The organism is Corynebacterium sp. ACRPJ (genome assembly GCF_022347345.1).
GTDB classification, from domain to species: domain Bacteria; phylum Actinomycetota; class Actinomycetes; order Mycobacteriales; family Mycobacteriaceae; genus Corynebacterium; species Corynebacterium tuberculostearicum_D.
In genome coordinates this window covers 1-12,504 of the sequence record NZ_JAKRNC010000005.1, presented here as the reverse complement: position 1 = coordinate 12,504, position 12,504 = coordinate 1, and the positions used below count along the sequence as shown (strand labels likewise).

The 12,504-nt window shown below is 58.5% G+C and carries 8 protein-coding genes and 1 pseudogene; 3 read left to right on the top strand and 6 right to left on the bottom strand.

Going from position 1 to position 12,504, the window contains the following annotated elements; genetic code table 11:
* Nucleotides 1-185: 185 nt before the first annotated feature.
* The 4 genes from MHY08_RS04815 to MHY08_RS04800 all read right to left on the bottom strand — a co-directional run bounded on the left by MHY08_RS04815 (nt 186) and on the right by MHY08_RS04800 (nt 3,485).
* Complete coding sequence (locus tag MHY08_RS04815; protein ID WP_239191716.1) at nt 186-887, bottom strand: LppP/LprE family lipoprotein; 702 nt, start codon at nt 885-887, stop codon at nt 186-188.
* 102 nt (nt 888-989) lie between these two features.
* Complete coding sequence (locus tag MHY08_RS04810; protein ID WP_204610841.1) at nt 990-1,535, bottom strand: LppP/LprE family lipoprotein; 546 nt, start codon at nt 1,533-1,535, stop codon at nt 990-992.
* Between the two features lie 106 nt (nt 1,536-1,641).
* Nucleotides 1,642-2,400: a hypothetical protein gene (locus tag MHY08_RS04805; RefSeq protein ID WP_204610843.1), complete on the bottom strand. Its 759-nt coding sequence runs from the start codon at nt 2,398-2,400 to the stop codon at nt 1,642-1,644.
* Nucleotides 2,401-2,474: 74 nt separating this feature from the next.
* Complete coding sequence (locus MHY08_RS04800) at nt 2,475-3,485, bottom strand: hypothetical protein (protein ID WP_239235602.1); 1,011 nt, start codon at nt 3,483-3,485, stop codon at nt 2,475-2,477.
* 382 nt (nt 3,486-3,867) lie between these two features.
* On the opposite strand from MHY08_RS04800, the gene MHY08_RS04795 reads away from it, so the two are divergent.
* Entirely contained in the window at nt 3,868-4,851 is a 984-nt protein-coding gene (locus MHY08_RS04795) for a hypothetical protein (protein ID WP_239235599.1), read from the top strand.
* A 23-nt stretch (nt 4,852-4,874) separates the two neighbouring features.
* On the top strand, nt 4,875-5,465 hold the full coding sequence (locus MHY08_RS04790) for a nucleosidase (RefSeq protein WP_239235597.1): 591 nt from the start codon (nt 4,875-4,877) through the stop codon (nt 5,463-5,465).
* A gap of 52 nt (nt 5,466-5,517) precedes the next feature.
* Here the strand turns inward: MHY08_RS04790 and MHY08_RS04785 are convergent, their stop codons facing one another.
* Both MHY08_RS04785 and MHY08_RS04780 read right to left on the bottom strand, forming a co-directional pair.
* Entirely contained in the window at nt 5,518-6,891 is a 1,374-nt protein-coding gene (locus MHY08_RS04785; protein WP_239235595.1) for an AI-2E family transporter, read from the bottom strand.
* A 119-nt stretch (nt 6,892-7,010) separates the two neighbouring features.
* Nucleotides 7,011-10,454, bottom strand: a complete 3,444-nt coding sequence (locus tag MHY08_RS04780) for a bifunctional proline dehydrogenase/L-glutamate gamma-semialdehyde dehydrogenase (protein ID WP_239235592.1) — start codon at nt 10,452-10,454, stop codon at nt 7,011-7,013.
* Between the two features lie 793 nt (nt 10,455-11,247).
* Between MHY08_RS04780 and MHY08_RS04775 the strand changes: the two are divergent.
* Nucleotides 11,248-12,504 (top strand): annotated as a pseudogene (locus MHY08_RS04775) (hypothetical protein); the annotation flags it as partial.

Genomic DNA, 12,504 nt, shown 5'->3' with positions numbered 1-12,504 from the left:
TACGTTACGGCCACGATAACCGCCCCTAGCTCCCCGCGAAAGCCTAGAACGCGGCCATTTCTTGGCTTCTGCGCTCCCCTCTAGGTGCCGCTCCGCCGCACCGCGGCCGCCTCCGCAAACAAAACAAGCACGTTTCGCCGCCTAACTGGTGAAGTTTTAGCGAAACGTGCTTGTTTTACATCGAACTATTGCATAGGCGGAACGTCGCCGGACATGACTACCTTTTGCGCACCTTCATCCCAGCGGAAGCCGGCTTGTGTTGTCCCCGATGCTTCAGCGTTGCCCTCACCCTCCTTTGGCCAGCGGTAGGTAACTGCAATCTCGGAATCATCCACTCGGCTGACCTTTGGCGAAAACCCGTATGCCTTTGCAGTGGCCGTTCCTAGGTATTCGCCATTGTGGAAAAGCAGGATGTGATATGGCGAGGAAGCGGTCGCTCCTTCAAGCGTGACGGTTATCCACGAAAGATCTGCGCACGGGTCAAAATTGGAGTCAAAAGGCCTCCACGGCCTATTAAGTCCTGGATATGGTTCGACCTGAGCGATTGCCTTTTCATAGGCACTCTCGTCATTGTCGGAGCTGCACTCAGAAGAGCCACCATTGTCTTGACCCCGGCTAGGTGCACTCTCGTCCTGCTTCTTCTCTGGAGGAGTTTCGACGACGGTAGTGGTCTTTTGCGCGGGCTTTTCTTCAGTATTTCCGTCGGTGGAAGAGGGAGCTTGATTCGCTTCTGGAGCGCTTTCCTTTGCAGCAGAGAAAGAAGGCGAATCTTCTGGATCCGCAGAATCACTTCCACAGGCTGTTAAGGAAAAGCAGAGAACACCGGCGCTAGCCACTGCTGCTGCGGAACGCAGTTGAAGCAAGAAATGGTCGAGGCTGTTGAGCATGGTCGAGTTTCCTTTCGCGGGACTATTAGCAGGAAGCCGAGTCAAACCCGACAATAGCAACAGCGCTGGCCAAGACAAGCCGAAATGACGATCCTAGACTTCTTATCCCGTTGGCGGTACGTCGCCGGACATGATGACCTTTTGCTGTCCTTCATCCCACCGGAAGCCTGCGTCGGTTGTGCCTGAGCGGTTGGCATTGCCTTCACCTTCGCGCGGCCAGTGGTAGGTTACCGCGATCTCGGAATCACTCACACGCTCAATAGTGGGGGCGAATCCATAGGGCTTTGCCGTTGCGGTGCCTAAGTATTCGCCGTGATTAAACAGCATGATGTGGAAAGGCGAAGAACTAGTTCCTCCCTCAATCATCAGGGTTTCCCACGATAGGGATGCGCAGGGGTCATAGCCGGAGGAATCAAAGAGCTCCCATCCGATGGTGCCCCACGGAGCGACTTGGGATACTCCCTCGGTGAATGCTGTTTGGGCATCAGCTGCGCCACACGACGAAGTGGTGTCGGCTTCTGGACTCGGCTGCTCGTCATCCATCACGACGTTCGGAGGCACCGGCCGAGTAGTTTCTTCTTCCGTCGCAGCAGAGTCAGTGGGCGATTCTTCCGGCTTGGCATCGCTGTTTTCTTCTGTAGCGGACATAGTCGCTGTCTCAATCGTAGGCTCTTGGCCTGTGGTGTCCGTGGAATTCTCAGTGCAGGCGGTCACGACTAAGCCCGCTAACACAATGCCTGCCGTGAAGCGAAGTCTATGCATTATTGGCGCCCTTTAGACCGAGGGTTTTGCGGATAGACCAAATGAACTCTGCCAGGACAAGCAGAAGCGGGGTAGCGATAACAGTCTTGATCATTGAGGCGGTGAAGTTTGCGGTCTTTGCTTCGAGATCGGAAGAGCCCATAATCAGGCTCATTGCGGTGGCATCGTTGGCTGTGCCGGCTAAGGAGAGCCCGCGGATACCGGCGATGAGCCACATCAACAGTAGGATTCCCCACACCACGCACCACATTATGGACTGGCAGCGTTGGCGGGCAGGTTCAACCGGGAATGACATATTGCTGAAGTCAACAGTGAACTGCTTTTTAGAGCTGCTGAAGCCGGTGCTATTGGATGGAGCCGGGGTCTGGGAAGTGGTTTGAGTAGGCCAACCGTGTTGTGACGTACGTGCAGCGGTATATCCGGGGGCAGGGGTGTATGCGCTATTGGCTTCAGGGGATGGGGCCTCATGCGTGGGAGTAGATATGCCTGTAGCTGTTCCAGCAGGGGAAGCTGCAATTTGGCGAATGCGTGCGATATCTACCTCTGGACCGGTCGGGTCTGCCAGCTCTTTGTCATATTGCGAGCGGCGACTTTCAGCCGAGAAAATCTCACGAGCAGTGGTGAGCTCGTCTCGAGCTGCTGCGTTTTCCGGACTTAACTGAGCTAGCTTGGCCTCGACATCGGCGACTAGCTGGGAAGACTCAGCGGAAGGATCCAGGGAGAGGGAGTTGTAGAGATTGTAGTGAGCCACAGCAGGGTCCTTTCTGGTGTAAATAGGCCGTGAAAATGCCGGAAGGAGAGTGATAGGGGAGGGGTATAGGGGGATTAACAGGGATCGGAGAAATCTCCGTCATTGTTCAGCGAACGAGCGTTGCCGCCATATTGGGCCTTAAGGGAACAGACCTTGTCTACGCTGTAGCCGGCGTCATAGTAAATGGCGTAGACGGATTTGCCGTCTACCGTCTGGCGAAGAGAGCTGCAGGCCCCGCCGTAAAGGATCTTGGAACCGGGGTATTTATCCTGGACGCGAGAGGTCTCAGTATATGGTTCTGGCCCATCGATCAGTGCGGATTCAACGATGAGGATATAGCGACCATCGCATTTGCCGTTCCAGTCGCCGGCCCACGCAAACTCGTCTGCTGCGGGGTCTTCTTCGGCTTCTTCGGCTTCTGTAGAAGTGTCGCCTTCATCGGTGCAAAGTAGGACCTTGTCAAGGAGGGGAAGCGGTGCTCCTGCTTCTTCAAGCTTGTCTTGGTCATAGCATCCGATATCAGAAGGCCAAGCTGTTCCATCCGTTTTGTATTTGTGCCACGCATTGTCGGTCCAATAGAACAACGTGAAGTGTGACGTTCCGTCTTCAGCGGCAAAAAGCCATGAGTCATCGCAATACTCCTTAACTGGTCTAGTCAACGAGCTGAGCTTCTTATCTGCGAAGTCATTGCACTTTTCGTATTTGGTAGGAGCATCCGCTGCGGCAGCGTTCTTGTCCTCACTCTTTGATTTCTCTTCTGCAACTTCTTCGGACTCGGTTGAAGAAGCCTCTTCGGAGGCCGCTGAACCTGAAGGCGTAGAAGCTGGGGCTGAAAGAGTGGAGCCTGGGTCGTTTGTGGAATCGTGCTCATTTAGCAGCGCCCATGCGCCGGCGCCTACAAGGGCGAGAGCCGCCAAGACAGCTACCACAATTATGGCTAGGCGTTTGCCCTTGCCAGTGGATTTGGGATCTGGCTCCTGCGTAGGGGATGCGGGGGAGGGCGCACCCCAGGTTTGGGTGCTGCCCGAGGAGCCGGGGTCTGGGGAGGAGGGCTCCGGTTGACCCCAAGCGTTGTTATTAGTCAAGGTTTGGACTCCAATGCACGCAGAGTGGAAAACGAATGCGAACGAGAGCGGAAAGCTGAGAATCAATCCGCGTCATACTATAGACGCACGGGTTGCATGAATTCTTCTGAATGATGCCCTGAAGGGGTAGTTTCAATGGATGCAAAAGGAGAGAAATGTAATGCGTAGGGCTTAAGGGGCACATTTCTGCATGGATCCGTATAAGCTATGGAGGGCACAATAGTGGTTTTGCCGTTTGGAAAACGCCCTCATCACGTTGTCAAGAAACATTCAGAAGGCGCACAGGAAAGGTCGGTCTTCTACAACGCAAAGACCAATGTCCGGCTTAATCCCAAGCATGACCAAGAATTAAATCCCCGATGAGGGGGAGGAAGGAGCCCTCGTGGGCCTGGACCGCAATCTCAACGCCGCGGAATTGCATGCGACCCGCAACCGAGTGAGCGTGTCTCCGGATCTCATCCGCCGCTTGGGCGGTGCGCTGGGATATCACGCAATCGAGGCTTTTGGCCCAGAGGCGCAGACGGAATTGAGCAAGGTTTTTGATTTGGGAGACATCATCGATTTGATGCTGCTGAGCCAGCTGCCGGACATGGAGGTCGCTCCGGGCATGGAACAGCAGGTAGAGGGGGACATCGCTAAGCAGCTGCTGCGGCGCATCAGCGCGGGTGATTATCTGACGCGCCAGCAGGTGCACGACCGCCTGCCGCGGGCTACGGTGATGCTCTACCGCATGGGACATCCGCGCCTGTGGGCCTTTGCCGCCCGCCAGCGCCTTCCCAAGGACGCGGAACGGGCCGTACCGGATTCCTTCCACCGTGATATCACCGGCCCGTACACCACGCCCGAGGAAGCATGGCTGGGCATGTACGTGGCCGATGCCACGCGGCTCGGCGAGCTAAACACTCAGGTAGAAGGTGCCGGGTTGGACGAAGACAGGCAGCAGCGCCTGCGTCTGGGCATGAGCCTGGCCGATACCTACCGCCAAGTCTGGAGTTCCGCGCGCGGCCACTGGCGCGTCAGCCCCCAGACGCGCTATATCGTGCCTTCGCGTTTTGGCTACTGCCCCTTTGTCTTTCGCGTGGCCGAGGGCGGGTGGCGCCGCGATTCCTTCGAGGGAAGCCACGACCGCTTCATGGCCACGGAAGGCTATTGGATCGACGTGGAGCGCGAACGGCTCATTCACCTCGGCGCGCCAGACCCGCACGATGCATGGCTGCCTACGGCGCGGGTCGCGGCCGAAGCACCGACGGAGGAAGACCTGGCCGTCGCCCGGGTGCTGAGCGGGAAAATCATCGCCCTTGGCGCCGGACAGAAAAATATTACGATTCGCCTGCGCCAGAAGAACCGCACATTGAACTTTGACTAGGGCGGGCAGGTATTCTCGCAGGCATGGAGAATCTCAACGGACGCACCCTTTTCGTCGCCGCCGTGGATGCGGAAGCCGCCCACATTCCGGAAGGCGAACCCCTGCTCATTACCGGAATCGGTACGGTTCCGGCGGCCATTGCGCTGACGGAAGCTCTTGCCGACGCCCGCGCTAACGGCGCCCTTCCCGATCGCGTGGTCAACATTGGCACGGCCGGCGCGCTTGTCGACGGCATGGCCGGCGTCTTCGAAGTCAATAAGGTCACCAAGCATGACTTCAAGCTAGAAGTGCTTACCGATATCAACCGCTACCTGCTGCCAGAGGCCATCGAGCTCGAGACCTCCGGCCGCCTTCCGGTGCGCGGACTGGCCACGGGCGACATGTTTGTCTCCGATACCGCCCTGCGCACCGAGCTGGCCAAGAAGTCGCAGCTGTGCGACATGGAAGGCTATTCCATCGCCGCAGTATGCCTGCGCTTCGATGTGCCCTGCACCCTGCTTAAGCAGGTGTCCGATTCCGCCAATGAGGAATCCAAGGGCACCTGGGCCAACGTCCTGGACCGCGGTGCGCGCCAGCTCGCCTCGGCGGCTACGGACCTAGGTTTCCTGCGCTAAAAACTAAAAGCGCGCCGGAGAGGGCCGGCGCGCTGCTAGTGGGGGCTGAGTCTTAGCTCAGCGGACTCATGGACTGGTAGAGCTGCTCTATCTTGTCGCGCGGAGTCTCATCGTGTTCGTAGGTGACGTCGCTGAAGTCTTCGGGGTCGTCCTTGGAGCCGGTGATGATGTCTATATCGGAGGGCTCGACTTCGCCGGAGCGCAGCGCGGCCATCTCGGCGTGGTAGCGCACAACAACAGCGATGGTTGCGGCCACGGGGACGGCGAGGAAGGCGCCGACGATGCCGGCCAGGGTAGAGCCGACGGTGACGGAGAGCAGGACAACGGCCGCGTGCAGGCCCATGGCCTTGGACTGCAGCATCGGCTGGAGGACATTGCCTTCCACCTGCTGGACGATGATGATAAGTGCGAGCGCCAGCAGCGCGTTGGTCAGGCCATTGGAGACCAGCGCGATGATGACGGCGAGGGCGCCAGCGGTGACCGCACCGATGATCGGGATGAAGCTGGCGAAGAACGTCACCACAGCGATGACGAGCGCAAGCGGAACTTGCAGAACCCACAGGCCAAGGCCAATGAGGACTGCGTCCACCATGGCCACGGCGGCCTGCGCCTGGATGAAGCCGGACAAGGTCTTCCAGATGCGCGCCCCCAGCTCGGTGATGTGCCAGCCGGTGGAATTGCCGGTGTACTTGCGCAGCCACGGCAGGAACTTGTCGCCGTCTTTAATGATGAAGAAGGTGACAAAGAGCATGATCAGCGCGGCCACGACGATGGAGCTGGCCATCGAGAAACCAGAGATAACGCCGGTGGCGATGGTAGAGGCTTGGCCCTTGGCAAACTTAACCACGTCTTCGAGCACGGACTGTAGCTGGTCGCTTTGGATATCGATGGGGGACTTTTCCACCATCTCGGTAATTTGGTTGATGCCGTCTTCGGCCTGATTAATGAGCGTTTGGCTCTGGCTGGTGACTACCGGGGCCATGGCGGCAAAAACGCCGCAGAAGACAATGATGAGGCCGAGCAAGGTGCTCACCGCCGCGAGCGAGCGCAGGAATCCCTTACTGCGCAGCCACGCGCTGATGGGGTAGAGCACCGTGGAGACGAGGACGGCGAGCAAGACCGGCAGCAGGCCTACCCAAATGAACTTGAGTAGGTAGCCGGCCAGCGCTAGGCCGGCGACGATAAGGATAAAGATCACCGAGACCTTGGCCATGGTGCGGAAGTCCTTGGCCAGGACGGCGGATTTATCGTCGCGCTCGGCAGGGTGCTCGCTGGCAGCCTCTGCACCAAGGTGCGCATCATCATAAGCGACGAGGGTATGCGAATCTTCCTCGCCCGGCTTTTGGATCTGTGTTGCGTTGCCTTTTTCCTGCGCAGACGGGTGCTTGGCCTCGTCGCGGGAAGACGAATTATGTGACGTAGACATTGTCTACCACTATGCCACATAAAACTCGCAGCGCATATACGAAAAAGGAGGTAGCGGCCCACGGGCGGGGCGCTACCTCCCTTCAGTACCTTTAACGCGTCCGCTGACGCGGCCGGGAGTTACTCGTCACGCAGGTTACCTACGTTGCGGATAATGCCGAAGCGGTGCATGGTAACCGAAACTGCCTGCTCAAGCAGGTAAGGCATGAGCTCACGGCGGCCGTCGGCAAGCACGGGCCGGTCCAGCACCACGGAGTTGGAGCGTACCGCGGCCTCGTAGATGGAATCCGGCACGGTGCCCAGGGCGCGCACGCGGGAGGAGGCGTCATTGGCCACGTCGGTAGCAAAAGCCTCGTCGGTGATGGCCTTGACGTCGAAGTCGAGGTCCTGCAGCTGGGTGGCAACCTCCGGGGTGGCGGAGATTTCCGTGGCGGTGCCGGTAATTGCGACGGCCAGCACCTGACGAGCAACCTCGCGCAGTTCGTAGCCTTCGCCCACGCGCACGCGCAGCTTGGTCAGAAGCGGGCGGTAGCGGAAGATATTGGCCTCAGAGACCAGGCCGGTGCGGTCGTGGTTGCGGCCGAACTCCTCTTGCCAAGCCACCTGGTCCAGCTCAGCGGCGCGCCACAGCCAGGTGATGTCCTCCTCGGTGAGCTTGCCAGAGAGGTTATCACGCAGGCGGTGCAGCGCGGCGAGGCTTGCTGGGGCGATATCCACGTTGCGCGGCTTGAGCTCGCCATCGGCCCACTCACCCATCTGTGCCACGTAGTTCGGACCGCCAGCCTTGGCGCCCGGTCCCATGACGGACTTCTTCCAACCGCCGAAGGACTGGCGCTGGACAATCGCACCGGTGATGCCGCGGTTGACGTAGGCATTGCCCACCTCAACGTTGTCGATCCAGTACTCAATCTCGGCGTCGTCAAGCGAGTGAATGCCGCCAGTCAGGCCATAGCCGGTGTCGTTCTGCCAGGCAATAGCCTCCTCCAAGGTATCGGCGTACATGATGCCAAGGATGGGGCCGAAGCACTCGTTCTTGTGGTACCAGGAGCCTGGCTGCACATTATCGCGGATGCCCGGGGACCACAGGGTGCCTTCCTGGTTGAGCTTTTCCGGCTTGAGCAGCCACTTCTCACCCGGCTCGAGCTGGGTCAAACCGCGCAGGAGCTTCTCGCTCGGCTCTTCCGCTAGGCCGTTCATGGTGGTGGTGATATCGAAGCCCGGGCCTGGCTTAAGGGTCTTGACGGCATCTAGCAGCTGGGTGCGTAGGCGCTCGGACTTACCAGCCGCACCGACGAAGATAACCAGGGATGCCGCCGAGCACTTCTGGCCGGAGTGGCCAAAGGCAGAGTTGTAGAGGTCATCGATGGCCAGGTCTGGGTCGGCCGCAGGGGTGATGATGAGCGCGTTCTTGCCGGACGTCTCCGCCATAATGTTCATCTTCGGCTTCCAGGAACGGAAGAGCGCGCCGGTATCGGAGGCGCCGGTGAGGATGACATTGTCCACGTCATCGTGGGAGAGCAGTGCCTTTCCGGCCGCGGCTTCATCAGTCAGCACCAGCTGCACCAGGTCCGGATCTAGGCCCTGTGCCTCGAGGGCGGTGCGGAAGGCCTCCACCACGAGCTTGCCGCAGTGAACCACCTGCGGTGCAGGCTTGACGATGACCGCCGAACCCGCCGCCAAGGATGCCGCAATGCCGCCAGTCGGGATGGCAATGGGGAAGTTCCACGGTGGGGTCACCACGGTGACGGTGTGCGGGGTGAACTGGGAGTAGGACTCCTCCAGTAGACGCGCGGACTGGCCGTAGTAGGTGCAGAAGTCAATCGCCTCAGAGACCTCAGGGTCGGTCTGGGTAACAGTCTTATTGGCCTCATACGCAGCCACGGAGATGAACTTGTCGCGCTGGGAGGCAATCTGATCCGCCACGGCCTCCAATGCGGCGGCGCGCTCGGCGGCAGGGCGCTTGCCCCACTCGGTGCCCAGCTCCTTGGCGCGGGCGATGTGGCCTTCGACCGCGGTAGGGTCGGTAACCTCCGCGATGCCGTGCTCGCCCGGATTGTGCTTGAGCGCTTCCTGCGCCCACTGGCGGTTCGGCGCGAGCGCCGGGTCAGTATCTGCCTCGTTGGTAAAGCGGCCGGTGCGCGGTGCCTGGCGGCCGTCTTCTTCAAGGCGGTTCTGGGTGCGACGGGCACCAGCGAAGGTGTCCCAGCGCTTGGCGACGGCCCGACGGAACGTCTCTTCCTGGTCCGCCAACGGCTCCTCACCCGGGGCGAAGAGGGCGTAGAGGAAGTTCTGTGGCGCGGAGTTCTCCTCTAGGCGGCGCACCAGGTAGGACACGGCGACGTCGAAGTCATCTGCGTGGACAACCGGGGTGTAGAGGATCTGGCGGCCCTCAAAGACCTTGCGTACCGCTGCTTGTTGCGCTGGGGACATGCCCTGCAGCATCTCCGAGTCCATCATGTGCAGCACGCCGCGCTTCTTGCCCAGCTCGTAGGCCATGGCGGCGGTATATAGGTTGTGGGTTGCTACACCGATGCGGATGCTGCCGGCGTACTCCTCGCGCAGGATGAAATCCAGCAGGCGGTAGTAGTTGGCGTCAACGTCGAGCTTGTTGGTGTAGGTAGCCAGCGGCCAATCGTGGACCTCGCTCTGCACGTTTTCCATGGACAGGTTCGCGCCCTTCACGATGCGCACCTTGACCTTGCCGCCGCCCTTAGCCACGCGCTCCTTAGCAAAGTCAGCGATATCCTTGAGCGCATCAAAGGTATCGGGCAGGTAAGCCTGCAGCACGATGCCGGCATCCAGAGTGAGGAATTCCGGCTCGCTGAGCAGCTCCTTGAACAGGCGGATGGTCAGGTGGAGGTCGTGGTACTCCTCCATGTCCATGTTGATAAAGACCTTGTCGGTGCGGTCCGCCGCAGCCTGGTACAGCGGGCGCAGGCGCTCCTTGAGGCGCTCTACCGAGCCATCGATATCCCAGTGGTTAAGCTGGGCCACCATGGAGGAAGCCTTGACCGAAACGTAGGTTACGCGTGGGTTCCGGATGAGCTTGAGGGTGCGCTCCGCGCGGGACTTCGCCTCTTCCTCACCGAGCACGGCCTCACCCAGCAGGTTGAGGTTGAGCTGTTCGCCGGATTCGGCGGCCTTGTCCAGGATCTTGTTGAGAGCATCAGACTCGGCGTCGAGAACGAGGTGGCCAACCATCTTGCGCATGTACAGGCGGGCAACCGGCATGACCAGGTTGGGCAGGATTGGGCCGAAGAAGCCACCGGCACCAACGAGCGCACCATTGATGCTGCCGAGGAACGACGGGTCATAGTGAGAAGAAATATCCTTCAGCGCATGTGCGGCAACCTTGTCATCTTCTGGGCGCATGACGCGGTCGACGAAGTCCATGGTGAACTTCACTCCGTCCTCATCGCGCAGCAGGTCCGCGAGTTGTTCGGTGGCCTTATCTTCTTCGTCCGCAGTGGATTTCAACCAGTCGTCAGCGCGGCTGATAGCTGCAGGCAGGACTGCTTCCACATCATCAGAGATGGGCAAGCGGGTATTGGCAGGAGAAGTCATATGGGTTCTACCTCTTTTTCAAACGGGTCACATCCTAGAAACCACTTTTCACATGGGAGTGAAGGGCGATATATCTGCGCCGGTCTGAAACTGCCGGCCGATACGGCGTCTGGATGATGAGCGGTGAGCTATGTGGTGCTGCAGGGCGCAGCTGGGTGAGGAGCGAACACGCGGGTGCGCGCGACGCAAAGTGAGGGTCGCAGAGATTCGTGGTGAAATGCGATGTCAGCGGGCCATTATGCGGGCCGAATGCGGACGGGAGGCCTATCGCTGCTGCGACGAACGCGCGCCAAGTTGGTGTTCAACTCTCACCTGCTTTCTATGACGTGGCTATGGGTGGGCAGAGGAAGAAACGTGAGCGGCTTAGCGCTCTGACGTGCGGCAACCCTGCAGGTTCAGGCTCCAATTGTTGCCTAGGAAATATTATGAACTTTTGTGTTGTCGTAATTATAGGGAAGCTCCAAACGTGATGCTAGTCTCCTTCGGTAAATGGCAGACGGGGGTAGAAAAACAAAAAATAAACCCCAGCATGTGGGGTTTAGAGGGGGTGGGGCACATTTGGGGGTGATCGTATTTAGTAATCCACAGTCGAAGTGCTTGATAGGCATCGGCTGGTTTGTGCTGGAAGAGTCGGACACCTTTGAATAAAAATAGTTGCTGAAGAACCGGGATGGGCTAATTCACGCCTCTGAGCAGGAGCGAAGTCGTGTCTAGTGGACAAAGGTCTGCTACTGTCTGCAGTTGAATCTAAATGATTCTCCAGTGTTTAGCTATCTAATTTTCAGGGGTTTTTATGAGGCTCTCCAGAAACGCCTCGACTAAAGCAATTGCGCTACTCTCTGCCGCATTGCTCGCCGTCGGGGGAATTATAATTCCTGCTCCTACTGATGCTGCAATTCCAGATGACAGCCTGACTACCCAGCACGGGGATGATCTTGGCGCCGGTCCAGAAGCGAAAATCACTTTGGGTACCGATAAAACAGAGGTAAAGCCTGGCGACACCGTAGCTGCGCACGTCGAAATTGAGGGCACTGTGCCCTTCCCAGAAGTTGGTCAATGGAGGTACGGCGAATCCGATGCTACAGCGGTCATCTTTTCACTACAGATCGATCCCCGGCTCACTGTAAATGACGTTGACAAACTGCAGTTTAAGTGGGCGGATGGCAAAGAGAGAAAACCATTCAATGTTCAAACCGACGCCGAAAACAATGTAATTGCCTTCGAATTTGCAAGCTCGGATGTTCCTCTTGGTCCAGAACCGAAGATGACTGTCGACATTCCCGTGACCGTCAATGACGATGTACAAGACGGCGATGAACTGGGAGTGAAGGTTGCTACAGAGGTTGATCTCCGACCTACCCTCGATTGGACCTATAGCAACTGGGAGATGAGATCCACTGGTGATCCCTGCCTGCGTGAAGCGGTTGGTGAACTGACCTTTGATAACCCAGGCCGATATGGAACCTGGCTTGCTGATTTTTGGCTAGGTACTAATTCCGAGTATTTCGAGTTGGAGGGCCAGCCTGAGATCACCGTTCGCGGTCCCGGCGGTGAAGATATGACCGATCAGGTGTTCCAAGATTCATCCTATCCGCAGGTAACGCACAACCCCACCGACAGGCCTAAAATTTTCACAGGCGCTGATGGTAAAGACTTCTCTAACTACCGCTGGCTGAGCCAGTCGGAATGGAAGATCAATGAACAGGGCATGGCCGGCGATGTGTGGATCCCAGAGGGCTCGACTATCTTCGTGAAGCAGCTAGTCCGCTCTTCTCGTTGTTCCTTTGACCCGGACCGAGAAGACTTTGGTGCCAAGGTTGAAAGCCGAAACGCCCCATTATATAGGCAAGATGTCGATGAGGCAGTGCTGACTGTCAAAAAGGATCCTGAGCCTGAGTCGAAGCCGTCGCCTACGACGTCTGGTTCGTCTTCTTCTCCTTCGTCTACGGTGACGGAGACGGAGAAGGTGTGTAAGCCGTCGGAGTCTGAGGGTGGTCAGCCGTCTGAGCCGGTGGAGCCTACTCCTGGTGATGATGGTGTGGTTACGGTG